The 26,507-nt window shown below is 57.8% G+C and carries 24 protein-coding genes, 1 tRNA gene and 1 pseudogene; 6 read left to right on the top strand and 20 right to left on the bottom strand.

What is annotated here, in order from left to right; all coding sequences use genetic code 11:
* Position 1: 1 nt before the first annotated feature.
* Positions 2-412 (top strand): annotated as a pseudogene (locus O0882_RS07235) (transposase); the annotation flags it as partial.
* Between the two features lie 148 nt (positions 413-560).
* Here the strand turns inward: O0882_RS07235 and O0882_RS07230 are convergent.
* The 11 genes from O0882_RS07230 to O0882_RS07180 all read right to left on the bottom strand — a co-directional run bounded on the left by O0882_RS07230 (position 561) and on the right by O0882_RS07180 (position 11,422).
* Positions 561-1,322 (bottom strand): hypothetical protein, encoded by a 762-nt coding sequence (locus O0882_RS07230; protein ID WP_289946499.1) that lies wholly within the window; start codon positions 1,320-1,322, stop codon positions 561-563.
* Positions 1,306-2,319 carry an acyltransferase gene (locus tag O0882_RS07225; RefSeq protein ID WP_289946497.1) on the bottom strand — a complete coding sequence of 338 codons (1,014 nt, stop codon included), beginning with the start codon at positions 2,317-2,319 and terminating at the stop codon, positions 1,306-1,308. Before O0882_RS07225 ends, O0882_RS07230 begins: the two co-directional genes overlap by 17 nt.
* 15 nt (positions 2,320-2,334) lie before the next feature.
* Positions 2,335-3,126 carry a sialate O-acetylesterase gene (locus O0882_RS07220; RefSeq protein ID WP_289946494.1) on the bottom strand — a complete coding sequence of 264 codons (792 nt, stop codon included), beginning with the start codon at positions 3,124-3,126 and terminating at the stop codon, positions 2,335-2,337.
* A gap of 640 nt (positions 3,127-3,766) precedes the next feature.
* On the bottom strand, positions 3,767-4,651 hold the full coding sequence (rfbD, locus tag O0882_RS07215; RefSeq protein WP_354670253.1) for a dTDP-4-dehydrorhamnose reductase: 885 nt from the start codon (positions 4,649-4,651) through the stop codon (positions 3,767-3,769).
* 28 nt (positions 4,652-4,679) lie between these two features.
* Positions 4,680-5,225, bottom strand: a complete 546-nt coding sequence (gene rfbC, locus O0882_RS07210; protein ID WP_289946490.1) for a dTDP-4-dehydrorhamnose 3,5-epimerase — start codon at positions 5,223-5,225, stop codon at positions 4,680-4,682.
* Positions 5,226-5,249: 24 nt separating this feature from the next.
* A complete protein-coding gene (gene rfbA / locus O0882_RS07205) occupies positions 5,250-6,143 on the bottom strand; it encodes a glucose-1-phosphate thymidylyltransferase RfbA (protein ID WP_289946488.1) in 894 nt (297 codons plus the stop codon).
* On the bottom strand, positions 6,143-7,222 hold the full coding sequence (gene rfbB / locus O0882_RS07200) for a dTDP-glucose 4,6-dehydratase (protein WP_289946486.1): 1,080 nt from the start codon (positions 7,220-7,222) through the stop codon (positions 6,143-6,145). Before rfbB ends, rfbA begins: the two co-directional genes overlap by 1 nt.
* 54 nt (positions 7,223-7,276) lie before the next feature.
* Positions 7,277-8,740, bottom strand: coding sequence for an undecaprenyl-phosphate galactose phosphotransferase WbaP (wbaP, locus tag O0882_RS07195; protein ID WP_354670252.1), 1,464 nt, complete (start codon positions 8,738-8,740; stop codon positions 7,277-7,279).
* 76 nt (positions 8,741-8,816) lie between these two features.
* Positions 8,817-10,235 (bottom strand): mannose-1-phosphate guanylyltransferase/mannose-6-phosphate isomerase, encoded by a 1,419-nt coding sequence (locus O0882_RS07190; protein ID WP_289946481.1) that lies wholly within the window; start codon positions 10,233-10,235, stop codon positions 8,817-8,819.
* A 273-nt stretch (positions 10,236-10,508) separates the two neighbouring features.
* Positions 10,509-10,865 (bottom strand): diacylglycerol kinase, encoded by a 357-nt coding sequence (locus tag O0882_RS07185; protein WP_289946479.1) that lies wholly within the window; start codon positions 10,863-10,865, stop codon positions 10,509-10,511.
* A gap of 302 nt (positions 10,866-11,167) precedes the next feature.
* On the bottom strand, positions 11,168-11,422 hold the full coding sequence (locus O0882_RS07180) for a hypothetical protein (protein WP_289946478.1): 255 nt from the start codon (positions 11,420-11,422) through the stop codon (positions 11,168-11,170).
* A gap of 287 nt (positions 11,423-11,709) precedes the next feature.
* Here O0882_RS07180 and O0882_RS07175 point away from each other — a divergent pair.
* From O0882_RS07175 to galE, 3 genes are all read left to right on the top strand, one after another.
* A tRNA-Gly gene (locus O0882_RS07175) sits at positions 11,710-11,783 on the top strand.
* 92 nt (positions 11,784-11,875) lie between these two features.
* Positions 11,876-12,556, top strand: coding sequence for a tRNA (guanosine(46)-N7)-methyltransferase TrmB (gene trmB, locus O0882_RS07170; RefSeq protein ID WP_289946874.1), 681 nt, complete (start codon positions 11,876-11,878; stop codon positions 12,554-12,556).
* Positions 12,557-12,702: 146 nt separating this feature from the next.
* Positions 12,703-13,722 (top strand): UDP-glucose 4-epimerase GalE, encoded by a 1,020-nt coding sequence (gene galE, locus O0882_RS07165; RefSeq protein WP_289946477.1) that lies wholly within the window; start codon positions 12,703-12,705, stop codon positions 13,720-13,722.
* A 178-nt stretch (positions 13,723-13,900) separates the two neighbouring features.
* On the opposite strand, the gene O0882_RS07160 is transcribed toward galE, so the two are convergent.
* Both O0882_RS07160 and O0882_RS07155 read right to left on the bottom strand, forming a co-directional pair.
* Positions 13,901-15,187: a Glu/Leu/Phe/Val dehydrogenase gene (locus tag O0882_RS07160; RefSeq protein ID WP_219308343.1), complete on the bottom strand. Its 1,287-nt coding sequence runs from the start codon at positions 15,185-15,187 to the stop codon at positions 13,901-13,903.
* A 277-nt stretch (positions 15,188-15,464) separates the two neighbouring features.
* A complete protein-coding gene (locus O0882_RS07155; protein ID WP_116745716.1) occupies positions 15,465-16,445 on the bottom strand; it encodes a LysR family transcriptional regulator in 981 nt (326 codons plus the stop codon).
* Between the two features lie 187 nt (positions 16,446-16,632).
* On the opposite strand from O0882_RS07155, the gene O0882_RS07150 reads away from it, so the two are divergent.
* Positions 16,633-19,410 (top strand): pitrilysin family protein, encoded by a 2,778-nt coding sequence (locus tag O0882_RS07150; protein ID WP_289946469.1) that lies wholly within the window; start codon positions 16,633-16,635, stop codon positions 19,408-19,410.
* Between the two features lie 34 nt (positions 19,411-19,444).
* On the opposite strand, the gene O0882_RS07145 is transcribed toward O0882_RS07150, so the two are convergent.
* From O0882_RS07145 to O0882_RS07125, 5 genes are all read right to left on the bottom strand, one after another.
* Positions 19,445-19,909, bottom strand: a complete 465-nt coding sequence (locus O0882_RS07145) for a hypothetical protein (protein ID WP_289946467.1) — start codon at positions 19,907-19,909, stop codon at positions 19,445-19,447.
* Positions 19,909-21,732: a DNA helicase RecQ gene (gene recQ, locus O0882_RS07140; RefSeq protein WP_289946466.1), complete on the bottom strand. Its 1,824-nt coding sequence runs from the start codon at positions 21,730-21,732 to the stop codon at positions 19,909-19,911. The genes O0882_RS07145 and recQ overlap by 1 nt, the downstream gene beginning before the upstream one ends.
* A gap of 6 nt (positions 21,733-21,738) precedes the next feature.
* Complete coding sequence (locus O0882_RS07135; protein WP_289946464.1) at positions 21,739-22,584, bottom strand: undecaprenyl-diphosphate phosphatase; 846 nt, start codon at positions 22,582-22,584, stop codon at positions 21,739-21,741.
* Between the two features lie 167 nt (positions 22,585-22,751).
* On the bottom strand, positions 22,752-23,900 hold the full coding sequence (locus O0882_RS07130; RefSeq protein ID WP_289946462.1) for an MFS transporter: 1,149 nt from the start codon (positions 23,898-23,900) through the stop codon (positions 22,752-22,754).
* 32 nt (positions 23,901-23,932) lie between these two features.
* Positions 23,933-24,703, bottom strand: coding sequence for a DeoR/GlpR family DNA-binding transcription regulator (locus tag O0882_RS07125; protein ID WP_289946460.1), 771 nt, complete (start codon positions 24,701-24,703; stop codon positions 23,933-23,935).
* Between the two features lie 148 nt (positions 24,704-24,851).
* Here O0882_RS07125 and O0882_RS07120 point away from each other — a divergent pair, with 148 nt between their 5' ends.
* Positions 24,852-25,088 carry a hypothetical protein gene (locus tag O0882_RS07120; RefSeq protein ID WP_289946458.1) on the top strand — a complete coding sequence of 79 codons (237 nt, stop codon included), beginning with the start codon at positions 24,852-24,854 and terminating at the stop codon, positions 25,086-25,088.
* 36 nt (positions 25,089-25,124) lie between these two features.
* Here the strand turns inward: O0882_RS07120 and O0882_RS07115 are convergent, their stop codons facing one another.
* Positions 25,125-25,397 carry a YkgJ family cysteine cluster protein gene (locus tag O0882_RS07115; RefSeq protein WP_289946456.1) on the bottom strand — a complete coding sequence of 91 codons (273 nt, stop codon included), beginning with the start codon at positions 25,395-25,397 and terminating at the stop codon, positions 25,125-25,127.
* Positions 25,398-25,468: 71 nt separating this feature from the next.
* The gene (locus tag O0882_RS07110) at positions 25,469-26,338 is read right to left on the bottom strand and encodes a head GIN domain-containing protein (protein WP_289946454.1); all 870 of its coding nucleotides are present in this window, start codon (positions 26,336-26,338) and stop codon (positions 25,469-25,471) included.
* Between the last annotated feature and the right edge of the window lie 169 nt (positions 26,339-26,507).

The following is a 26,507-nucleotide window of genomic DNA, read 5'->3' as shown; positions in this document are numbered from 1 at the left end:
GTCGGACGTGACTCAAACGCATGCCTTGCTGCACGGCGACGCCGGCTACCAGAGCGTGGAAAAGCGGTCAGAGAACATCGGCAAATCGGTGACGTGGCACGTGGCCATGAAACGTTCCAAACGCAAGGCGCTAGCCAAAAGTAAACTGCGTCGCCTGACTGAAAAGCTGGAGAATCTGAAGGCCAGCGTTCGCGCGAAGGCTGAGTATCGGTTTCATGTCGTCAAGAACCTGTTCCGTCATCGTAAAACTCGCTATCGCGGCCTGGCCAAAAACACTGCACAGCTCTTTACGTTGTTCGCCTTCGCCAATTTGGTGTTGGCCGGAAGGCGCTTTACGATCACTGAATCCCATACCGTCTTGATGACAAAAAGACGCGAGCATCGCGTCAAATCGAACGAAAAATGGGCTTGAGTGGCTCGCCGCTTGGCTATTTGGCACGCCAACCTCGCTACGAAAGCGAATTGATCACCACCGCTCTAGAGCCGCCGATTTCATTGCCCGGCAATTTATCCACTTGAGTTAGGGATAACATCGCCCAATTATCGTGAACTTAGCTCAACTACTTAAAATAATAAAGCAAAGACTCTTTTTGGTATTTGTCACTCTCGATATCTGCTTTTTTCATGGCACTGAACCAGCGGTCTACTATTTTCCTTTGTCCGGCTTGATTTAGGTTGCATCTGTCAGAATGGTATACATTCTCAAACTCGCCGATATCCGGTCCGGGAAAACGATTCAGGAGAGGCGCCCATTGAACAGGAAGAGTCTTCGCTCCATTTTCCCCTATGCAACTTGCGCTTAGTCCAATGATCCATTTATCAATCTTTGTGCTGAGACTGATCGACTTGATCAGACGGCGAACATCACCGACATAGCTTGACCGGTCAAAGTTAGCATGAATAAACCGTCCTTGCCATAATGCGTAGTCAAATTTAATATTATGCGAATTGGCAACTGCAAGGGCAGATTTCAACTTCACGTGAAAACGACCACCTGCCTCCCAGTCTCTTAAATTGCTTCCCGCTATCTCAATCTGCATGACTATAACGCGTTCCGCCATGCCAGATTCGATCATTTTTTTTCTTAATGGGGCTAAAAATCCAAAATCCATGCAACCAGACCAAGAAAGTGGTAACCGGCCAGAAACCTCGCGGGTATCTAAACCAACCTGATACAGTCCCTCAGTATCTCCCAAGTTTATGGCTTCGCAGTTCTTAGATATCGCCTCCTTTAACACCAACAAATAAACATCCTTGGCGCTTGCTACCCCTAATGAGAAGAAAATCAGTACTGCGATAAATAATTTAACAGCCAATAACATAGCGGCTCCATTTTTTCAAAACTTTTTTCACCAAAACAACGATTCCTATAGAAACAAAAATCACTACGCCTATCTCTGCAAACAAAGTCACTATTGGGTCAATATAATTTATACTTTTCAGTACCTTGGCAAATATAGCTGCCATAAAACCATGGGCAAAGAATAGACCAAAACTGATTCTTGCGAGATAGCCGAGACTCTTGTTTTCTCGATTGTAATATTGCTCGAAGATGAAGAAAATTGCTATTAACAAAAAAAGCTTACCCACCAAAATATAGTTTAGAAGTCCTAAGCCATTAAAAAAACTATTTGGCATGCTTGCCATACCAGGAAAAAAATATCCAAAAAAAATAAATGCTAGAATTGAAATGAAAATAATTTTTTTCTTGGTTTCAGTTTTCAATCTTTCCAAAACTGCCGCATCCTTGGCTGCAACAATTCCAAGCATATAAAAACCAAAAAAATGCAAAAAAGATAAAAATGCATTAGCATTGTATATAGAACGAGAAGAAAACATACTGAATATCAAAAAAGTCAAAGTCACTATGTAAATTGCTTTTGTCCTTGCAAGGAATCTGAATGCTGGTGTAAAAGTAAAGAAGAGTGCTATCATGGGAATAAACCACATGGGCCCCACAGCTATTCCCCCAGCAATCAAGGACCATAGCATGAAGTTTAATGGCGTCAGGCCATACAAGACATTTTGAGAGGCGGACAGCCAGAAAAATATTACTGGGATCGAAAGGATTAAATACGGAAGAATAACGTACTTTACCTTTTTCATAAGATAAGCACCATATTTGAAATTATTCGCCTCTAGGTAATAGAACAAATAGCCAGAAATAAATACAAACCAGGTAGTAGCATCGCCAACGATATAATACAAATATCCGCCAAGCTTCCCTATTCCCTGAATCGACATGATATGTGAAAACATAACAAAAATTATTGCAATGCCTCGAAAATTCTCCAAAGAGTATCTAAATTTTGATTTCATTTAAAGCTAATTCAACTATTTAAGGGCTGCCTTGACTGAGTCAAGCCACATTAATGCCATCTTTTCTTGACCAATTTGTTTAAGATGGCAGTTGTCAAATCTATATTCATTTCCTAATAAATTATTATTGGGGCCGGGATAACGTTTCAACTCACTCATCCCTCCCAAAACCACCTGTGCCGCTTCAATGTTACGATCATATCCGTCATAACATCGGGAATGCACGGCAATAAGCCAACGATCAATTTTAACTTTGCTGTCAACATAGTCCAAGACAGAACTCACCTTATTTATGTACACAGATTTTTCTGTTCCTGAATTTGAAAAACCTTGATGCCAAAAAGCTAAATCAAAGATCATCCCTCTTTTTTGAATCTGCGCGATCGCGCTGGTCAATTTTCCAAAGGCAGTACCACCGACCTGCCAATCCTCGACTTTAGTAGCAGCAATACCGATCGGCATAAAAACTACTTTTCGTGCAATACCAGCCTCAATAATTTTTTTTCCGAGTGGCATCCACATGGAACCATTTCTACAATCAGCCCATTCGAACGGATCACTAGCAGCTTTAACTGTACCCTCGATACCAACTTGAAAAACATTATCCACGGGGCCATAGACATATTCATTACAATTTGAAGATATAGACTGTCCAATAACTAGAATCCTGAGTTCCTGTATGGGTAAACTAATGACGGGTGGAGAAACCGTGATAGTTCCATTTCCGCTAGAGCCACCACCACATGCCGTTACAAAAAAACCAAAGAGTGACAAAATTGTGAGTGTCACATATTTTATATTTCTCATAAAAATAGTTTTTATTTTATTGAATAATTAATGTTATTGATCTTAATGTATTATTTTTCTATCTGAAATTTTATCGATATTCACAAAGTTTTATAAAATTTCATCAGTTGTTCGGGCGCCCTCCGTGGAGCTACATCAATCACGTCATTGAAAATATTAAAACACAGTTCTTCAAGATGGTATGCAATGTGCATGAAAGCACGTCTCTGTAACTATCAATACGAAAATTGCAACATGCTTAGCGTTTATATTTTTTACCTCAAGAAAAATGCGCCTATCGAGCACATTGATGAAGTTCCTTTGACTCACTGTGTTACGTTTTGTTGCAGTAAGTTACACTCTCCGCATGCATATTAGGTCCGCAATCCATTTAATAGAAATAATGCATTCCTTGCGAACCGGACACGTGTATATAGCGTTCTCCTTTCTTATTAATGAGTGTTAATCAAGCTACACAACACAACTATAATGAGCTAGGAAGGAGGATTGAAATAGCCCGCTGATTTACCAGACATAGCCTACTTAAGGGTTGCTCGAAAAACCACTTTTTTTGGCACCTTTATTTTTTATCCTTTCGATTATTCAGAAGGTCGATTTTTAAATCGTGGTTAATTGAAATCGCCTTAAGTTGTATCCCGGTTCAGTCTTGGCACAGCTTCAAGGCTTCCTGCCATTGAGGCAGACCACAAAAAGTATCTATCAGGCGTTGTGAGGACAGCACCGAATTGGTGGGACGTTTGGCCGGCACCGGATAGTTTTTTGCCTCTATCTCGTTCAAACGCGGGTTTTTATGCACTGACGCATGGCTCATGATCGCTTCGGTAAAACCGAACCAGCTGGTCCTTCCTTGCGCCGTCAAATGATACAGACCGGAGCGTGCCTGCCACCATGCTTGCTGGTCGCTTGCCGCCAGGCTTTGCGCCACAATATGCGCCGTGGTATCGGCTATGGTACGACTCCACGTCGGTGCGCCGAACTGATCGGATACGATACTTAGTTCTTCGCGCTCCTTTGCCAGGCGCAGCATGGTCAACAGAAAGTTCTTGCCATGCGTGCTATAGACCCAGCTGGTGCGCAAGATCAGGTGGGGGATACCGGTGGCCTGGATCGCCTGTTCCCCGGCCAGCTTGCTGCTGCCGTAGACATTGATCGGGCAGGTCGGATCGGTTTCGACGTACGGGCCATCTTTCGAGCCATCAAACACGTAGTCGGTGCCGTAATGGATCATCGCGGCACCCAGTTTTTTGGCTTCTTCCGCCATCACGCCCGGTGCTTCGCCGTTGATGCGCAGTGCCAGTTCAGGCTCGCTCTCGGCCTTGTCAACAGCGGTGTAGGCGGCCGGATTGACGATCAGGGTCGGCTTGATGCGGCGGATTACGTCGCGCACCTGGTCCAGGTCGGCCAGGTCCATCTGGCTGCGGTCTAGCGCGATGATCTCTCCCAGACCTTGCAGGCTGCGTTCCAGTTCGTAGCCGACCTGGCCGTTTTTTCCTGTAATTAAGATACGGCTCATATTTGTTTCCATGAAGGGGGGAGTGGCAGTGTTGCAGTGCTCAGGCGAAGACGTCGGCATTGGCCAGCAATGTGCCGACTTTGTCCTTGCCCGACAGTAACGGTTCGCCGTCCAGTTGCCAGTCGATGCCGATCGCCGGGTCATTCCACAGGATGCTGCGTTCGAATTCCGGCGCCCAGTAGTCCGTGGTCTTGTACAGGAACTCTGCGCTGTCGCTGGTTACCACGAAGCCGTGGGCGAAACCTTCAGGTATCCATAACTGGCGTTTGTTGGCGGCCGACAGGACTACGCCAACCCACTGGCCGAAGGTTGGCGAGCTTTTGCGCAGGTCGACGGCAACGTCGAAGACTTCACCGGCCGTCACACGCACCAGCTTGCCTTGCGGTTGCTGGATTTGGTAGTGCAGGCCGCGCAACACGCCCTTGGCGGACTTGGAATGATTGTCCTGTACGAAGTCGTGCGTAACGCCAGTCAGTTCGGTAAAGCGTTTCTGGTTAAAACTCTCATAGAAAAAGCCGCGATCATCGCCAAAGACAGTAGGCTCGATGATCAGGACGTCGGGTATGGCTGTGGTTTGAATTTGCATGGTGTGAAATGAGCCGTTCAGGCTTTAGTATATTTTTTCTTCGAGCAGGCGCAGCAGGTATTGGCCATAAGCGTTCTTTTTCAAGGGCTGCGCCAAAGCTTCGAGTTTGGCGGCGTCGATGTAGCCGCGACGGTAGGCGATTTCTTCTGGGCAGGCAACCTTCAAGCCCTGGCGATTTTCGATGGTGGCGATGAATTGGCCTGCTTCCAGTAACGATTCATGCGTGCCGGTATCGAGCCAGGCCATGCCGCGCCCCATCAATTCGACGTTCAGCTGGCCTCGCTCCAGATAAGTGCGGTTGACATCGGTGATTTCCAGCTCGCCACGTGGTGACGGAGCGATGCCGGCGGCGATGTCGCACACCTGGCTGTCGTAGAAATACAGGCCGGTGACGGCGTAGTTCGATTTTGGCTTGAGTGGTTTTTCTTCGATGCTGACGGCGCGCCGCTGTGCGTCGAAATCGACCACGCCATAGCGTTCCGGATCGGTGACATGATAGGCAAATACGGTGGCGCCGCTGGTGCGTGCGGAGGCTTCCCGCAATTGCGTTTCGAAGTCGTGGCCGTAATAGATGTTGTCACCCAGGATCAGCGCCGATGGCGCGTCGCCGACGAATTCGCGGCCGATGATGAAGGCCTGTGCCAAGCCGTCGGGCGTGGGCTGCACGGCGTAGCTGAGCTTGATGCCCCATTGGCTGCCATCACCGAGTAACTCCTGGAACCGCGGCGTATCTTGCGGCGTGGAAATGATCAGGATATCGCGTATGCCAGCCAGCATCAGGGTGGTCAGCGGATAATAAATCATCGGCTTGTCATACACAGGCAGCAACTGCTTCGATACGGCCATGGTGACGGGATACAGGCGCGTGCCGGAACCACCGGCCAGGATGATGCCTTTGCGTTCGATCGCTGCGCTCATCAGATTGCTTCCTTTGCCGCATCGCGTGCCGCATAGTTTTTTTCTACCCACTTCAAGTAGTCGCCCGATTGCACGTCGCGTACCCAGGCCTGGTTGTCCAGGTACCATTGGACGGTCTTGCGTATGCCCGTGGCAAAGGTTTCTGCCGGCTTCCAGCCCAGTTCGCGCTCAATCTTGCGCGCGTCGATGGCATAGCGGCGGTCGTGGCCGGGGCGATCCTGCACATACGTGATTTGTGCGCGATAGCTGCCGGACGCTTTCGGGTCCAGCGTATCGAGGATGTCGCACAGGGTATGCACGACTTCAAGATTGGCCATTTCATTCCAGCCGCCCACGTTGTAGACCTCGCCCAGACGTCCCGCTTCCAGCACGCGACGAATCGCCGCGCAATGGTCGCCCACATACAGCCAGTCGCGCACTTGCATGCCGTCGCCATAGATAGGCAATGGCTTGCCGGCACGGGCGTTGCTGATGATAAGGGGAATCAGTTTTTCCGGGAAATGGAAAGAGCCATAGTTGTTCGAGCAGTTTGTCGTCAGCACCGGCATGCCATATGTATGGAAATAGGCGCGTACCAGATGGTCGGAGGCGGCTTTCGATGCCGAGTAGGGGCTGTTCGGCGCATACGGCGTCGTTTCCGTGAATGGCGGATCTTGCGGACCCAGGGTGCCATAGACTTCATCGGTCGAGACGTGCAGGAAACGGAAACCATCCTTGGCCTCGCCCGTCAGGCCGGACCAATAGGCGCGCGCGGCTTCGAGCAAGCTGAAAGTGCCATTGACGTTGGTCGAAATGAACTCACCGGGGCTATGGATCGAGCGGTCGACATGGCTTTCCGCCGCAAAATGCACGATGGCGCGCGGCTTGTGTTCTGCCAACAGGCGCGAGATATGTGCTGTATCGCAAATGTCTCCGCGGACAAAGATATGCCGCGGATCCTGTTCCAGGCTGGCCAGATTGCTGAGGTTGCCTGCGTAAGTCAGTTTGTCGAGGTTGATGACGGGTTCATCGTTGAGCGCCAGCCAATCGCGTACAAAATTTGAACCGATGAAGCCGGCGCCGCCGGTCACTAAAATCATGCTCTTATCCTTTTCTTGCCTTGCAAATTATTTATTTTTTTGGCTGTATTTTTGTTAATACGCGCCATCTTTCTTGAAGATGACTTTGACCGTTTTCAGCAAAATGACGATGTCATTGAACAGAGACCAATTCTTGACATACCAGGCGTCGAGATAGACGCGCGTATCGTAGCTGACATCGTTCCTGCCGCTCACTTGCCAGAGTCCCGTCACCCCCGGTTTCGCTTCCAGATAGTAGTCTAGCTGTGTACCATAGCGTTCCAGTTCGGCATCGACCACGGGACGTGGGCCTACCAGGCTCATTTCGCCTTTTAATACGTTCCATAGCTGGGGCAATTCATCCAGGCTGGTCCGGCGCAGGAAATGACCTATCGAGGTAATGCGCGGGTCGTTTTTCAGTTTGAAATCACGGTCCCATTCGGCACGGGCGATCGGGTCGCGTTCCAGTAACTCTTTCAACAGCACGTCGGCATTCACGGCCATGGTGCGAAATTTATAGCAGAGGAAATGCTTGCCATTCTGGCCGACACGCTTGTGGCCGTAGAAGATGGGGCGGCCGGAAGCCATGACCTTGGCGGCGATCCACAGCAGGATGGGCGCGCCGACGATCATCACGGCGATCGACGTCGTCAGGTCAAAGCAGCGTTTAATCAGTTGCAAACCTGGCCGTGCCAGGTTGTTGCGCATGGTCAGCAGCAGCACCTCATGTGTAAAGAAATGGTTGACCTCCATGCCATACAGGGGCAGGCCGCGTACGGCCGGTACCACTTGCATATTGGCAACGCAACGGCTGACTTGCTGGATCATGCCCTGATAAGCGTCAATGCCTCCTTGCTCCAAGGCGACGACCGCATGCGGATCGCCCAGCATTTTGAGTGTTTTTTCCGGATCATCACCGAGCGAAATACAGGGAACGGACTGTTTGTTGCGGTTGAGGTAGTGATGTTCGAAGCGTTCCTGGCCTTCGGGTATCAGGAAGGCAATCAGGCGATAGCCCATCAACGCTTCCTCATCGAAGGCACGCGCTGTTTGCAAGGCATTGTCACCCCATCCGATGATGACCATGGGGCGTATCCATCCGCCCGCTTTCATCAGCAGGTACTTGACGATGCCGCGCAGCAGCAAGACAAAGCATGGCACCAGCAGCCAGGTGGCCAATAGTGCTTCGCGCGAGGAGTCGCGCTTGTCGAGGAAGACCAGGGCCGCGTCGATCAGGCCCATGACCATGGCGATCTTCAGCAGTTCCTTGATTTCATTTGAGTACGGACGACGCTTGGCATGATGGCCCTTCAGTTTGAAGATCGCCAGAGTGACCAGGGAGAGCAGGCCATAGCTGAGCAGGCGCGAGCTATCCAGCCCGACGCTGTTCAAGTCGCTGGTATCGAGGGTCCATTTCCCAGCGAGCCAGAATGCGGCGAACATGGCGAGCGCATCGGCAAAAGTCAGAAAGTATTTTTCTGCCCTGCTGCTGCAATACCATTTTAGCTCTTGTAGAAATATGCCTTCGATTGGTTTCATGATGACTTGCTCAACCTTATAAACTGCAGTGTGGATGACTTGATGCATCGCAGTGATATCACTGCGATCGGCTCGTTTAAACGCGGCCGTAGCGGTCTTCAAAGCGGACGATATCGTCCTCCCCAAGGTAGCTACCCGATTGAATTTCAATCAATTCCAGCGGTAGCTTGCCTGGATTGGCCAGAGAATGGACGACGCCGAGGGGGATATAGGTGGACTGGTTTTCGGTCAGCAGATATTCCTTGTCGCCATTGGTGATCTGGGCGGTGCCGGATACCACGATCCAATGTTCGGCGCGGTGGTGATGCATTTGCAGCGACAGTTTGGCGCCCGGCTTGACGGTGATCCGCTTGACCTGGAAGCGCTCGCCGTTGCCGATGGAATCGTACGATCCCCACGGTCGGAACACTTCGCGGTGCATGGTGGCTTCAGCACGGTCCTTGGCAATCAACTGCGCCACCAGGGTTTTGGTATGTTGCGCCTGATCCGCATCCATGACCAATACGGCGTCGGCCGTTTCCACGATGACGGTATTGCGCATGCCGATGGCGGTCACCAGGCGGCTATTCCCATGCACCAGGCAATCATTGCAATCCTGCATCAACACATCGCCTTGGGCGCTATTGTTGTTGGCGTCTTTTTTTGCCACGTCGAAGACGGCGGCCCATGAGCCGATATCGTTCCAGCCGGCGTCGAGCGCGATGGTGGCCGCATGGCTGGTGCGCTCCATGACGGCGTAATCGACGGCGATATCGGGACTGGCGGCGTAGGCATCGTGGTCCAGGCGGATGAAATCGAGGTCGCTTTTCGCCTTGGACAGCGCTTCCCGGCACGCCGCGACGACGGCAGGCTGAAAGCGTTCAAGTTCTGCCAGGTAACGGCTGGCGCGGAACACAAACATTCCGCTGTTCCAGAAATAATCGCCGCTGGCAATATATTGTTCAGCCAGCGCCAGGGCCGGCTTCTCGACGAATTCGACAATACGCTGGACCTGGCCAGCTGCGCCGCCTTCGGCGCGGATATAGCCGTAACCTGTCTCCGGTCCGGTCGGGGTAATGCCGAAGGTGAGCAAGTTGCCTTGCTCTGCAGCATCGCGCGCCAGGTTGATGGCGCGGTGGAACGCTGGGGTATCCAGGATGACATGGTCGGAAGGCAAAACGAGCAGGATGGGGTCGCCGCCGTTTTCCATGGCTTGCAGCGCCGCTGTGGCAATGGCCGGCGCCGTATTGCGGCGCATCGGTTCGAGCACCATGCGGGCATTGGTCAGGCCTATCTCACGCAGCTGTTCCGCGACAATGAAACGCGACGATTCATTACACACCAGCAAAGCCGGCGCCAAGGCATCAATACCAGTTAGCCGTTGCAGCGTCTGCTGCAACATGCTGGTCTCGCCGGACAAACGCAAGAACTGTTTAGGGTAGCCTTCGCGCGACAGGGGCCACAAGCGTGTGCCGGAACCACCGCAAAGAATCACTGGTACAAGGGGAGTATTCATCTACGCATCAATTCATAATTAAAACAGCTTCGCTAAAGGGAAACTGAGTCGTTAGCCGCTCGAAAGTAAGCGATTATTGTTTTACGCAATTGTCATGCAAGCCACAAGGCGTGCTGAAAATCAGTATTGGTAAAGATCAAATATTTCAAAAAGGCATTATTTTAATGAATTATAGGAATCTATGTATTTCTTCTCGCCGCCTCGAATGTTGACGTGAACAGGGAGGCGCCTTGGCGACCCATGCATTGTAATTTGCTTGGCAGCTATAGCTACTCAACTGGAAAACGTTTCCAGCAAAAAAGCAACAAAAATGCAGGCGGCACTGATACTGAGAATGAACACAGCCCCTGCGGCGCAGTCCTTGGCGATCTTGATGCTGGGGTGCAGGCCAGGATGCAGGTGGTCAATCAAGTGTTCAAGCGCCGTATTGAACAGTTCAGCTGCCAGCACCAAGCCACAGTTGAGTAGCAGCAGTGCCCACCAGATCATTGCCGGCTTGCTCCAGGCGAGCACGATCACGACCATGAGGGCGGCAAGGCATTGCAAGCGAAAGCTCGATTCGAGACGCAGGGCGACGGCAATGCCGCTCAAGGCAAATCCCATGCGCTTGAAAAAGGGCTGGTTCTTCATGGTGAGCGAGGCGCTTGAATAGGGTATCTCACGAACATGGCAGCTGGATTTCTTAATGGATAAATGGATACCGCATGTATGCACGCGCAATATTGCATCGTCCGTCAAAACAGAAAAGCTGACGTCAGCCTCTTCGTTATTTTCTAAAAAGTAAAAAAGCCCGTTTTCAAATGAAAAGGGCTTTTATTGCAATAGTCGACATATTTGATGTATATCAGCTATTGCGGCACCAGGCCTTCACCTTTTGACTCGATATCAAGCTGCAGGATGGACCTACCTGTCGCTGCCTGGGCAGCCAGGTATTAATGGTGGGTTGGGGTGGTGTGCGCGGTGGTCGAATCCGAGCTTGCTGCACCGGCTACAACGGCAACTGCTGCGCCGATAGCGATCAAGGTGCTGACGCTCAGGCCGGCAACAGTAGCACCAGCAGCTGCACCAGCGCCAGCGCCAGCGCCAGCGGCAGTTGTAGCTGCTGGAGCAGGAGCAGGAGCGGATTGAGCCATTGCTTGCGCGGAAGCGAAGCACAGGATTGCCGAAGCGATCAGAATTTTTTTCATGGGATATCCTTTGAGGTTGAACAGGGAAAATGTTAAAGCTGTCACGCGATTGTAGCAATATTTCTCATGCTGGTCTGCGCTGCACACTTCATGGTGACAATAATTAACGGTATTTCGACTTCATATTAAAGCATTTTCTTCGTTTTTCTTCATGATGTTGCTCTGAGTTGACAAATCCGTCATGTACCTGAGCGATAGTTCACGGTTGCTGGATGGCGCGTTATGGTATCGGATGGTACTTCACAAGTTTGCCAAGTCCTTGCCATCCCGCGTAAAATGCAGGCTTCGCGGGTGTAGCTCAATGGTAGAGCAGAAGCTTCCCAAGCTTACGACGAGGGTTCGATTCCCTTCACCCGCTCCATTTTTCGCTGGCGCCTGGTTTTATGCGGCGCGGCCACTTATTTCTTCATTCCCATGTCTTCTGATACCCCAGCAAACGGCCCGGCGCGGCCGATGATGTACGATCCGACCGAACACCGCATCCGCAGCTTCGTGACCCGCGCGGGACGGCTGTCTGTCGCGCAGGCGCGCGCGCTTGAGACCTTGGGGCCGCAGTTCCTGGTGCCTTTCGCCAAGGAATCGATGGACTTCGAACAGGTGTTCGGCCGCAAGGCGCCGGTCATCCTGGAAATCGGTTTTGGCATGGGGGCGACGACCGCGCATATCGCCAAGGCCATGCCGGAGAAGGATTTTATCGGCGTCGAAGTGCATACGCCCGGTGTCGGCAGTCTGTTGAAACTGATCGGCGAAGAGTCGCTGACGAATCTGCGCCTGCTGCAGCACGATGCCGTGGAGGTGCTGACGCACATGATTCCTGCCAATTCGCTGGCCGGCATCCACGTGTTTTTCCCCGATCCATGGCACAAGGCGCGCCACAACAAGCGCCGCCTGATCCAGTCGCCATTCGTCAAGCAATTGACCGATCGCCTGGCGCCGGGAGGCTATCTGCATTGCGCCACCGATTGGGAAGATTACGCGGTGCAAATGCTGGACGTGCTCGGCGCCGAGCCGCAACTGCGCAACAGCGCCGATGCTTATGCGCCGCAGCCAGCGTACCGTCCACTGACCAAGTTTGAAAACCGTGGCTTGAAGCTGGGCCATGGTGTGTGGGATCTGGTCTTCATCAAGAATTAAACCTGACGGTTTGCCCACCGGTACCGTTTGCACGAGAACAAGCCTGCGGCAGCGACGCCGCAGGCTTTTTTCATGCGCGCTGGCGTGCGCTCTAGGCACGGTGGGGGAATTACGTTAGCCTCATCTTTTTTGTATTGATTGATATTATGTCCAAGAAAATACTCGTCACCGGCGCATCCGGTTTCATCGGCTCGCATACGTGCGTCGAATTGCTGGCTGCCGGCTTTGATGTCGTCGCGGTGGATAATCTGTGCAATAGCGCGCGCGAAGCCATGGCGCGCGTGGAGCGCATTGCCGGCAAAAGCGTGCCTTTCTACGAGGTTGACGTACGCGACCGCGTGGCCATGGCCACCGTCTTGCGTGAGCATGCCATCGATGCGGTGATCCATTTCGCGGGCTTGAAGGCGGTGGGCGAATCCGTGGCGCAGCCACTGATGTATATGGATAACAATGTGTCGGGCACCGTGGCGCTGCTGGAAGTGCTGGCGGCGGCGAACGTGAAGCGTTTTGTGTTCAGCTCCTCGGCCACCGTGTACGGCGATCCGGAAGCCTTGCCGATCCTGGAATCGTCGCGCCTGTCCGTGACCAACCCGTACGGCCGCTCCAAGCTGATGGTCGAGCAGATCCTGGCCGATCTCGTGCATGCCGATGCTCAATGGCAAGTCGGCGTGCTGCGCTACTTTAATCCGGTGGGCGCGCATGCCAGCGGCTTGATCGGTGAAGATCCGGCCGGCATCCCGAACAATCTGATGCCCTTCATCGCCCAGGTGGCCGTGGGCCGCCGCGAGCGCCTGGCCGTCTTCGGCAACGACTACACTACGCCGGATGGTACGGGCGTGCGCGACTACATCCACGTGGTCGATCTGGCGCTGGGCCATGTGGCCGCGTTGAACCGCCTGTTTTCCACCGAGGGCGGCTTTACCGTCAACCTGGGCACGGGCCACGGTTACAGCGTGCTCGATACCGTGCGCGCCTTCGAAGCGGCCAGCGGCCGCACCGTGCCGTACGACATCGTGCCGCGCCGCCCGGGCGACATTGCCAGCTGCTACGCCTCGGCCGACAAGGCGAAGCAATTGCTGGGCTGGCAAGCGCAGAAGAACATCGATGACATGTGCACCGACCACTGGCGCTGGCAGCACCAGAACCCGCAAGGTTATTCAGCCTGACGCAAATCCGACGCCCATAAAAAATCCCGCTCACACGCAAGTGTGGCGGGATTTTTTTAGAGCAGCAGCAAACCAATGGCGCCTGAAAAATGCCCAGGGCTAGGCGCCGCCCCGAAGACAGTACGCCAGTACGGCGAGGGGCGGGCAACAACGCCCTGGGCTTTTTCTCAGGCAGCCATTAAGGATACAGGCCGCGCACTTCGCGAGCTTGCAGGACGCGCGTGCATGCCAGGATGAAGGTGGCGGTACGCATCGACACTTTCTTCTCTTGCGACACTTGCCATACCGCGTCGAACGCTTCGCGCATGATGCGGGTCAGGCGGCTGTTGATTTCTTCTTCGGTCCAGAAGAAGCTCGAGAAGTTCTGTGCCCACTCGAAGTAGCTGACGGTCACGCCGCCGGCGTTGGCCAGCACGTCCGGCACGATCAATACGCCGCGGTCGGTCAGGATGTCGTCCGCTGCCGGCAGGGTCGGGCCATTGGCGCCTTCCAGGATGATCTTGGCGCGGATGACTTGTGCGCGTTCGGCCGTGATCTGCTGTTCCAGTGCGGCCGGGATCAGGATGTCGCAATCGATGCCCCAGAAATCTTCGCGCGGCACGAATGCCTCGGCGCCCGGGAAGCCTTCGACGCTGCCCACTTCGGCCACGTGTGCCAGCAATTGCGGGATGTTCAAGCCGCCGGCATGCACCACGGTGGTCTTGTGGTCTTGTACCGCGACGATTTTCGAACCGGCTTCAGCGAACATGCGTGCGGCGACGCCGCCCACATTGCCGAAACCTTGCACGATGACTTTCGCGCCTTCGAGCGACATGCCGACCTTGGCGGCCGCATCGCAACCGACGACGAACACGCCGCGGCCCGTCGCATCGCGGCGACCCAGGCTACCGCCCAGCGAGATCGGTTTGCCCGTCACCACGCCGGTCGACATGTTGCCGCCGATCATGGCGTAGCTGTCCATCATCCACGCCATGACTTGTTCATTCGTGTTGACGTCCGGCGCCGGAATATCCTTGTTTGGTCCGATGATCATGCTGATCTCGCTCGTGTAGCGGCGGGTCAGGCGTTGCAGTTCATTGCGCGACAGGGTCTTCGGATCGACACGGATACCGCCTTTGGCGCCGCCGTATGGCACGTTGACGGCTGCATTCTTGACCGTCATCCAGGCCGAAAGGGCCATCACTTCCGACAGGGTCACGTCCTGGTGGAAGCGCACGCCGCCCTTGCCCGGGCCGCGCGACAGATTGTGCTGCACGCGGTAGCCTTCGTAGTGGGCAATGGTGCCATCATCGCGCTCGATAGGCACGTCGACCGTCAGGATGCGCTTAGGACGCTTCAGCGTTTCCACCCAGCGCGACAGGTTGCCCAGGTACGGCGTAACGCGGTCGATCTGCTCGAGGTAGACGCCCCATGGGCCCAGGTCTTCAGGATTGAGGTAGGAAGGAAGTGCGTGCTTGCTGGTCATGCTTGATAAGCTCCTGGACAAAACGGTGGTGTAATGCCGAAAAATCTACTGCGCGTCGTGCTTTGCGGCCGGCGATGCTCGCTGTACCTTCGTACAGCTGCGCTTCTCGGCCACAAATCACTGCCGCTCGCTACGATTTTTCCTGGCATTCAAAAATGCTGTGGTAGGCGCAGTCAATTGAGTTGCGCGCAGCGGAACCGCATCGTAGGCGATAGCCTCATGCCCCGGCCAATGCTTTGTGCGCATCCGGTTATGCATTTATTGCATAGTTAGGAGATCAGGATGGAATTGCGGTGACAGCCGCGCGCCGGCGTTTTTTTCCGCCGCGTGCGGCGCTTTCCTGCGCCTGCACCAGATACTGCCACAGGCTTTCGACGATCTGCTTGCCGGGACGCAGGCTTGACGGGCGTTCCCGGTACAAACGGATTTCCAGCTCAATTTCCCAGCCCGGCGCACCGCCGTCGGCGCGCGCCAGGTGCTTGTATTTGACGTCGCGCATGACGGCCGATTCGGGCAGGAAGGCGATGCCGCGTCCTTCCAGCGCCATCATTTTGAGGCCTTCGGCCATGTCTGTTTCGTAGCAGGTTTCCAGGAACAGGGGGGCCTTGGCGTCGGCCACCAGCAGTTCCACCATGCGTCCCAGGTAGGCATTGCTGGTGTAGGAGAGGAAGGGCAGCGGCTCCTTGGCGCTGCCAGGCAGGACGAAGTCCGGCACCTTGTCCTGGCCGCAGCGCGCATACGCGCGCACGGTTTCGCGGCCCATCACCAGCATGTCGTAGCGGCCCGGGTCGAGCTGCACCGGCTGGCGCGGATGGTGATAGCACAGCAGCAGGTCGCAGCCGCCATCGACCAGCTGCAGCACGGCGTCGTGCACGTTCAGGGCCATCAAACGGCTGTTGATCGGCGCAAAACCGTCTTCCAGCGCCGTCAGCCATTTCGGCATGAAGGTCAGCGACAGGGTATGCGGCACGGCGAAGTCGACGCTCGTTTGCGTGGCCGCCCGCTTGCCGCGCAAGAGGGCGCGCACGCCGTTGATCTGCCCCAGCATTTCCAGCGCCTGCTCGTAAAACACGGCGCCGGCCGGCGTCAGGCGCGTGGGGTAGGAGGTGCGGTCGACCAGGTCGATGCCGAGCCAGTTTTCCAGCGACTGGATGCGCCGCGAGAAGGCCGGCTGGGTGACGTGGCGCAGGGCCGCGGAACGGCTGAAATTATGCGTTTCAGCGAGCGAGATGAAGTCTTCCAGCCATTTGGTTTCCATCGCAGGATCGTACCGCCTTTATGGGCAAATGCAAAGGGTGCCGGCGCCCGCCGGGCGAGATTTCTAAAATGCAATAAATAATTCTTTGCTATCAAAACATCTGGCAGAATACTTCACTGCTGCGGCCAGCCATGGTGCCTACTGCGCCGCATCTTCCCATGCGAAGTTTTCTTTTTTCAGGAATGCAATGAAACAGAAATTATTGATATCCCTGGCCCTTTCCGCCGCCGCGCAAATGGCCGTTCCCCTGCATGCCGCCACGCCGGCCGCGACCGTGAAAGCGGCGCCGGCCTCCCAGGTGCCGTTCCAGCGCAGCACTTACGCCCTCAAGCAGCAGAGATTCGTGCTCAAGAACGGCCTGACCCTGATCGTGCATGAAGACCACAGCGTGCCCGTGGTGGCCGTGAACCTGTGGTACCACGTGGGATCGCGCAATGAGCAGCGTGGCAAGACGGGCTTTGCGCACCTGTTCGAGCACTTCTTCTTCAACGGGTCGGAAAACTATCCGCATGGCTTCCGCGAAGCGATGGATGACCTGGGGGCCAGCAACCGCAACGGCACGACCGATGGCGACCGCACCAATTTTTATGAAGACGTGCCCGTGTCCGCGCTCGAGCGTACCCTGTACCTGGAATCGGACCGCATGGGCTACCTGGGCAACTACATTTCGAAGGAGATGCTCGAGCGCGAGCGCGGCGTGGTGCAGAATGAAAAGCGCCAGGGCGAAAACCAGCCGTATGGCCGCGTGTGGCAAGAAATCAGCGCGCAGATGTATCCGTATTCGCACCCCTATTCATGGTCGACGATCGGCAGCATGGACGACTTGAATGCGGCCTCGCTGGACGATATCAAGCAGTGGTATCGCACCTATTATGGCCCGAACAACGCCGTCATTTCGCTGGCCGGCGACATCACGCCGGAGCGCGCTCTGGCGCTGGTGACGCAGTATTTCGGCGCCATCCCGCCGGGCCCGCCGCTGCCGCGCACGCAGAGCTGGATTCCGCGCCTGGACAGCAATATCCGCAGCGAGATGGAAGACCGCGTGCCGCAGGCGCGCATCTACCGCAGCTACCACGCGCCGGCGGTCAGCGACCCCGAGGTGGTGCGCCTGTCGCTGCTGGCCGATGTGCTTGCGGGGTCGAAGAGCTCACGCCTGGTGCGCCGCCTGGTGTACGACAAAAGCCTGGCGACATCCGTCCAGGCGGGCGTCAACGAAGGAGAGCTGGGCAGCACCTTCAATATCATCGTGACGGTCAAGCCGGGCGTCTCGCCCGCCGATGCCGAGCGCGAGATGGAGAGCGTGCTGCGGCAGTTGCTGGTGCAGGGACCGACGGCAGCGGAGCTGGCGCGCGTCAAGACGAGCGCGCTGGCGGAAGTGGCGCGTGGCAACGAGCGTCTCGGCCGTCGGGCCAACCAGCTGTCGGAGAACGCGACGTTTGGCGCCACGCCGGAAGCGTATCTGGACAAGCTGGAAGCGGTCGCCAATGCCACGCCGGAGCAAGTCCGGCGCAGCGGCGCGGCCTGGCTCAATGGCTACAGCCACACCATGACCGTCAAACCGTTCGCGCAGCTGGCGGCGGAAAAATCCACGCTGGACCGCAAGCTGCTGCCGGCCCTCGGCACGCCGCCCGACGTGGCGTTTCCCGCCATCGAGCGCGCGCAGCTGAAAAATGGCGTGAAGGTGGTGCTGCTGCAGCGGCACGCGGCGCCCATCGTCAACGTGACCCTGGCGCTCGACGCGGGCAGCGCCTCGGATAGCGCCGCCAAGGCGGGCACGGCGTCGCTGGCCATGGATTTGCTCGACAAGGGCACGCGCACGCGCAATGCCTTCCAGCTGTCCGACGCGCTTGAATCGCTGGGCGCCAGCCTGTCCAGCAGTTCGCTGGACGACCTGTCCCTGCTGCGTCTGCAATCGACGGCGGGCAACCTGGCGCCATCGCTGGCGCTGATGGCCGACGCGGCCCTGCAGCCGGCCTTTGGTGAGGACCTGTTCGCGCAGCAGAAGCAGCGCCGGCTGGCGCAGATCGGCCAGGAAAAGGCCCAGCCGACCAGCCTGGCCATGCGCATCGTGCCGGCTATTCTGTATGGCACGCAGAACGCTTATGGCCGGCCCGCTTCGGGCGATGTCAACAGCGTGCAAGGCCTGACGCGCGCCGACGTGGCGCAATGGCACGCCACCTGGTTCAAGCCGGGCAGCGCCACCCTCATCGTCACAGGCGACACCACGCTGGCGCAGCTGATGCCGGCACTGGAAGCGTCGTTCGGCAGCTGGAAGGGCGGCAGCGCGCCAGCCAAGGCGTTGGCCGCACCGGGCCGCACGGCGGGCAAGCGCGTCTTCCTGATCGACAAACCCGACGCGCCGCAATCGACTATTGTCGCCGCACACCTGTCGCTGCCGCCGGGACAGCCGGAAGACCTGGCGATGGAACCCTTGATGCAGAACTTCGGCGGCATGGCCACCTCGCGCCTGAACCGCAATCTGCGGCTGGACAAGCACTGGAGCTACGGCACCAGCGGCGTGCTGACGCGTCCACGCGGCCAGCGTGCCTTCATGGTGCTGGCGCCAGTACAGACGGACAAGACGCGCGAGGCGATGCAGGAAGTGGCGAAGGAAATCCGCGGCGTGGCGGGCGAGCGGCCGGTGCAGGGCGAAGAGTTCAACAGCATCATGCGCAATATGAACTCGCGCCTGGCGGGCCGTTTTGAAACCCTGGCAGCACTCGATTCGGCGGCATTGACGAGTCTTAACCAGGGTTTGCCTGACACGTACTGGTCCGCTTATTCGGCCAGGATGCGGACGCTCGACGAAGCGCAGCTGGCCAGTGCCGGCGCCAGGTTCGTACGGCCCGACGAGCTGGTGTGGCTGGTCATCGGCGACCTGCGCAAGATCGAGGCGGGCGTGCGCGAACTGGGCTGGGGCGAGGTGACGGTACTCGATGCCGACGGCGTGCCGCTGGCACGATAATCGTTGAAACGGCGCCTGCGGGCGCCGTTTTTCATTATGCCGCCTGGTACAGAGATGCCGGCAGGCCGAAGAAGGACGGCGGGCCAAGCGTCGTGCCATCGAGCGAGCCGCCCGCGTTCAGGGCCTTGTTGATGGCCGACAGCAAGGAGCTGCGGTCGGCCAGGTTCTGCATCAGCGCGCGCGGGCCGTTGTGGAAGGTATGCTGGGCGATGTCCAGGGCGACAACAAAGATCGGTTCGCGGCGCAAGGGGAATTCCACCCACTCGCCGTCGTCGTCCTGGGCGCGGAAGGTGTCGGGCAAGGTCATGTTTTCGGCGCCGGGAAGGTGCGATGCCAGCACCAGGCCGAAGGCTTCCGGCACCACGTCGGCCAAACGGCGCACGGTGAGGTCGTCGCCGACCAGGGCACGGACTTGCGCTTCCACCGCGTCGTCGGCGTCCGACTGGGCGCCAAGCAGTTTCACGGCCTGGTAAATCAGGTCGGACGAGAGTGCTTCCATCAAATCATCTCCAGGATCATGGCGACGATTTCGTCGCCGTACGAGGCCAGTTTTTTCTCGCCCACGCCGCTCACGCCGCGCATCTGCTCCAGCGAGGTGGGCTTGGCCTTGGCGATTTCGCGCAGGGTGGCGTCGACGAAGATGACGTAGGCGGGCACATTGTGCGTGCGCGCCGTCTCCACGCGCCACCAGCGCAGCTTGTCGAAGATGGCCTGCTCGCTGGTGGATAGATCCGTCTCGACATAGCCCTTCGCCACGCTGGTGCTGCGCTTGCTGGTCTTCACCGGTTTCTGGTACTGGCGCAGCTGCACTTTCTGGCCGCCCTTGAGCACGGGGCGCGAAGCGTCCGTCAGTTTCAGCGAGCTGTATTGTTCATGGTCGACCGAGACGAGGCCCAGCGCGATGGCCTGGCGCAGGATCGCTTTCCATTCCGCTTCGCCCAGGTCCGAGCCGATGCCGAAGACGGACAGCGAATCGTGGTGCCAGGTCTTGATGCGTTCCGATTCCACGCCGCGCAGCACGTCGATCACGTGGCCGCCGGCGAAGCGCTGGTCGACGCGGTAGATGGCCGACAGCAGTTTTTGCACGGGCACCGTACCGTCGAACGACACGGGCGGCACCAGGCAAGTGTCGCAATTGCCGCATGGCGAAGCCGGTTCGCCAAAGTATTCGAGCAATCGCATGCGGCGGCAGCTGAGCGTTTCGCACAGGCCCAGCATGGCGTCGAGTTTCACGCCCAGCACGCGCTTGAAGGTGTCCTCCGCTTCCGATTCGTCGATCATGCGCCGCTGCAGCACCACGTCCTGCAAGCCGTACGCCATCCAGGCGTTGGCGGCCATGCCGTCGCGGCCAGCGCGCCCCGTTTCCTGGTAATAGCCCTCGATGCTTTTCGGCAGATCCAGATGCGCCACGAAGCGCACGTCGGGCTTGTCGATGCCCATGCCGAAGGCGATGGTGGCGACCATGACGATGTTTTCTTCGCGCAGGAAGCGCGCCTGGTTGGCGCTGCGCTTGGCGTACTCCATGCCGGCGTGATACGGCAGGGCGCGGATGCCGCTCTGGTTCAAAAATTCCGCCGTCTCTTCCACCTTCTTGCGCGACAGGCAGTAGACGATGCCGCAGTCGCCCGTGTGTTCCGTATTGATGAAGTCGAGCAGCTGCTTGCGGCCATTCGCCTTTTCCACGATCTGGTAGCGGATGTTCGGGCGGTCGAAGGACGAGACGAACTGGCGCGCATCTTCCAGCTGCAAACGCAGGGCGATTTCGGCGCGCGTCTGCGGGTCGGCGGTGGCGGTGAGCGCAATGCGCGGCACGTCCGGGAACTGCTCGTGCAGCACCGACAGCTTGATGTATTCGGGACGGAAGTCGTGGCCCCACTGGGCCACGCAATGCGCCTCGTCGATGGCGAACAGGGAGATCTTCGAGGCCTGGAACAGGTCCAGGCAACGCTGCGTCATCAGGCGCTCGGGCGCCACGTAGACGACGTCGATGCCGCCCGTGCGCACCAGGCGCTCGATGCGGCTCGCTTCTTCGTAGGTTTGCGTGGAATTGAGGAAGGCGGCGCGCACGCCGACTTCCTCCAGCGCGTCCACTTGGTCCTGCATCAGTGCGATCAGCGGCGAGACGACGACGCCCACGCCATCGCGCAGCAGGGCAGGAATCTGGTAGCACAGAGATTTGCCGCCGCCCGTGGGCATCAGCACCAGCGCATCGCCGCCATGGCTGACGTGGTCGACGATGTCGGCTTGCTGGCCGCGGAAGGCCGGATAGCCGAAAACGGTCTGCAGCAGGTGCAGCGCGCGCTGGTTAAGATCTTGATTCATAGTGCCTTATTCTGCCCAAACAACCCAGCCGTAGTGGGCGCTGGCCAGGACCAGCAAGCCAAACACAATGCGGTACCAGGCAAAAAACGTGAAGTCGTGCGAGCTGATGTAACGCAGCAGCCAGCGCACGCACAGGAAGGCGGAGATGAAGGCGGCCACGGTGCCCAGGCCGAACAGGGGCACGTCGGTGGCCGACAGGATGTCGCGCGCTTTATACAGCGAGTAGAAGGTGGCGGCCAGCAGGGTGGGGATGGCCAGGAAGAACGAGAATTCGGTAGCCGTCTTGCGCGACAGGCCCAGCAGCATGCCGCCGATGATGGTCGAGCCGGAACGGCTGGTGCCGGGAATCAGTGCAAACGCCTGCGCGCAGCCCACTTTCAAGGCGTCGAGCGGCGTCATTTCATCGACCGAGTTGACGCGCACGGTGACGGGATTGGTGCGCGCGCGGCGCTCCACCAGCAAGATGATGATGCCGCCGATGATGAAGGCCATGGCCACGGGCACGGGCTTGAACAGCGCATGCTTGATCATCTTGCCGATGGCCAGTCCGATAACGGCCAGCGGGATGAAGGCGATGGCCACGTTCAGCACGAACTTGCGCGACTTGACCTCGGTGCTGAAGGTGGACAGCACGCTGCCGATGCGCTGGCGGTATTCCCAGCAGACGGCCAGGATGGCGCCGGCCTGGATGGCGATCTCGAAGACATCCATGACTTCTTTCGAGACATCCTTGGTAAAGTCGAGCAGGCTGCCGGCAAGGATCAAATGTCCGGTGGACGAAATCGGCAAGAATTCGGTAAAACCTTCGACCAGCCCCATGATGATGGCTTTTAACGCAAGAATGAGATCCATAGATGTATAAAAGGGTATAAGTACGGGTGTAATTGACAGGATGGGGTCAGCGCGTGGCGCCAGCAATGCGCGCGGGGTCGAAGCTTACCACGACAGCGGCTTGCCGACCTTATTTGGGCGCTGACGGACGGTGCTTTTTTAGCGCCGTCCGCCAGGCAGGAGGAGGATCAGGGACGCTGTTTTGCCGGCGCCACCAGGCGCGCGCTGGCCGCCACCAGCAGCAGGGCGGCGCCCAGCATGGCGAAGGCGATATTCAGGCTGGTGGCGTGCGCCACGAAGCCGATGACGGCCGGACCGGCCAGGATGCCGGCATAGCCGATGGTGGTGATGGCCGCCACCGCCAGGCTGGCCGGCATGGCACGCTGGTTGCCGGCGGCCGTGAACAGGATGGGCACGATGTTCGCCGCGCCCAGGCCGATCAGCACGAAACCAAGCATGGCCAGGCTGGCGTGCGGCGCCAGCACGGCGAGGAAGAAGCCGGCCGCCGCGCACAGCCCGCCAAAAGTAAGCACCCGCTTTCCGCCAAAGCGGCTGACCACCTTGTCGCCCGTGAAGCGGCCCACCGTCATGGCGATGGCGAAGGCGGCGTAGCCGAGGCCACCCTTGGCTTCTTCCACGCCGCGCGTGGTGGTGAGGAACAGGGCGCTCCAGTCGAGAATCGCGCCTTCGGCCAGGAAGACGATAAAGCACAGCAGACCGATGAAAATGACGGCGCCATGCGGCATGACGAACAGCGGCGTCTTTTCGCCCGAGGCTGACGCCGTCGGCAGCAGATGGCCTTGCGCCGCGCCCAGCACGCCGCACAGCAGCAGCATCACCACCACGCAGGACCAGGCCGGTGTCAGGCCCAGCCACAGCAGCAGGGCCATGCAGGCCGCGCCGGCGAAGCCGCCCACGCTGAACAGCGCATGAAAGCCCGACATCATGGCGCCGCCGTTGGCTTTTTCGATGATCACGGCCTGGATGTTGATGGCCACGTCAAACGTGCCCATGGCTGCGCCGAACACCAGCAGCACCAGGCCCAGTTGCAGCGGCGTGGCGGCCAGCGCCAGGCCAGGCAGGATGGCGATCAACAACAGGCCGGCGCCAACGATGACCTTGCGGCAGCCGAAGCGGGCCGTGAGCATGCCCGTAAACGGCATGGCGCACAGCGAACCGGCGCCCAGGCACAGCAGCAAGATGCCGAGGGTGGCTTCATCGAGGCCCAGGCGCGACTTGGCGTAGGGAACTAAAGGTGCCCAGGCGGCCATGCCGAGGCCGGCGGCAAAAAAGACCAGGCGCGTGGCGCGTTGTTGCAGGGTACCGGTGAGATGCATGGGAGAGCTTTTCAAGAGTCGGGTGGATAAAATCAGGCGCGGGCGCGCAGCACTTGCACGCCCAGCCGTTCAAAGGCGGCCACATGGACCGCATCGGCATTGGCTTCCAGCACCAGGTGCTGCAGCAAGCCCGTGGCCAGCACGCCGAAGGGCGCGGCCGTGCCCAGCTTGTCGCTGGTGACGGCGACGACGACGGCCTTGCTGGCGCCAGCGATGCTGCGCTTGAATTCGGCCTCGTCGTAGTTGAACGCTGTCACGCCCGCGTCCGCGTCGGCGCCGCAGGCACCGAGGAAACACAGGTCGGGATGCATGCGCTCGACGGTGCGCAGCGCCTGCGGCCCCAGGCTGGCGCCAGCGCGGCGGTCGACCCTGCCGCCAGCCATGATCAGTTCGATTTCCGGGCGTTCCATCAGCAACATGGCGATGGACGGTGCATTCGTGACGACAGTGAGCGCCAACTCTGGCAAGGCGCCAGCGATGGCCAGGTTGGTCGATCCCGCATCGAGGAACAGCACCTGGCCCGCGCGCACGAGGGACACGGCGGCTTGCGCCAGGCGCGCCTTGCGTTCCGGCGCTTCCTGCTTGCGCTGCGTCAGGGTGCCGCCATCGGGCGCCAGCGGCAGGGCGCCGCCATACACGCGCTGGCACAGGCCGGCCGCCGCCATCTCGCGCAGGTCGCGCCGTATCGTATCTTCAGAGACATCGAGCTGGCGCGCCAGGTCCAGCGCCAGCACGCGGCCGTCGGCGTGCAATTGTTGCTGGATCAGCGCATGGCGTTGTTTGAGGAGCAGGGTGGCGGACATGGGTATATTTCTAAAACGTGCAGGAATGTGCATGAATATACGCAAACGTGTAATCGGAGTCAAGCGTACGGCATGGCGCCGTAAAATATTGCCGAAAAGATATAAATTCTGTTAGTGTTGTAAAAAATGGAATGAAATAAGGGAAGCCATGTTTTCAATTACCTCTTTCAAGGCAAGCTTGCTGGGCCGCGCGATGCGCCGTAATGGATGGTCCATCCTGGGCATGGTGATCGTGTTGAACGGGCTGCATTGGATACGCCAAGGCACGCTGGGTTGGAGCGATGCACGCGATTCCGTGTGCCTGTTGTCGATCTATCTGGCGATTGCCACGTTGCTGGAGTACAAGCGCCAGCGCGACGCCGAAGAAGCCGGGGACGCGCGATAAGCGCAAGGCGGGCAGGGCCGCGGGTGGCGCCGCCGCTCAGGGTGCCGTCAGCCGTTCCAGCTCGTCCAGCCAGCGCACCGCGTGTTCGCGGCTGCTGCCGCACATGTCCTCGGACGGCTGCAGGCCGCCGCAAAAGGCGGGCCGCTCCGGCTGACCAAAGATCTTGCAGCGGTTGTCGTCGGCCAGCTGCACGCAGCGCACGCCCGCAGGCTTGCCATCCGGCATGCCGGGAATCGGGCTGGTGATGGACGGTGCGGTGCAGCAGGCGCCGCAGGATGGCCGGCATGCCAGGGTGGCAGAAGGTGACATGGGATTTCAGACGGGCGGGTGAGGAGCCGACAGTATAGCAAGCCGGCCCCCGTGTCTCGCCAGGAACGCGATTAGCGCACGATGCTGACGCGCTTGCCCGACAGGGTGCGGCGGGCCGGATCGCCATGCACGGTGATGCGGCCGGAACCGCTGGTGCGGGCATTGACTTCATTCTGGACGGTGACGTCGATGTCGCCGGAACCATTGCTCGCCAGATAGGCAACGTCGCTGCGCAGGGCCGCCAGGTTGATATCGCCCGAGCCATTCACGTTGGCGTCGAGGCGCTGCACGGTGCCGCTGGCGCTGATGCTGCCCGAGCCGTTAAGGGCCACGTTGATGCGTTCACCGCGCAGGCTGCCCAACTGGATGTTGCCTGAACCGTTCTGCACCGCGTCCGTGTTGCCGCTGACGAGGGCCGCCGCGTTGATGCTGCCCGAGCCATTGTTGGCCACGTCGAAGCGTCCCACCGTGCCCGACAATTCGCTCTTCATCGAACCGCGCTGCTCCAGGCTGAAATCTTCGCCATTGAAACCACTGGCCACCAGGCGGCCCGAGCCGGAGATGTTGATCTTCTTCAATTGTGGCGTCGTATAGATGACGTGGATACCATTGCTGCTGCGAATATTCGCATCGCTCCAGATGCGCAGGGTATTGCCGCTCACTTCGCTATGGATGCGCGGCTGCAGATTGCTGTCCGCTTCGATCACCAGCGAGGTTGCCGGCCCGACGCGCACATCGATTTTCATATCGATGCGCTTCATGCTGTCGATGTCGAGCGTGTTGATGGTGCTGACCTGGCGCACGTCGCGGCTCACTTGCTCGTTGCCCTGGATGGCATTGCCGCCCGATTCTGCATAGCGCACTTCGCCATCGTTGGGGTTGATGACGATGGCGCAACCGCCAAGGGTAACGGCACAGCACAGGGCCAGCAAGGTACGCATGGTGTTTCCTTTATGATTGTTGTAGTTCAGGACAAGAAAAAAGCCGGCTGCCGCGCCGCGGCTGCCGTGCTGTCGATGGCAAGATAGCAAATCGGACACGCTTGCTGAGTGGAAATGCGATGAACTGCGCAAAACGGGGGCTGAAACGCATTCTGGTTCACCCGGCGCC

The organism is Janthinobacterium sp. SUN073, from assembly GCF_030397665.1.
Lineage (GTDB): Bacteria > Pseudomonadota > Gammaproteobacteria > Burkholderiales > Burkholderiaceae_D > Janthinobacterium.
The sequence above is the reverse complement of the archived record's forward strand: the minus strand, read 5'-3'. Positions and strand labels throughout refer to the sequence as shown.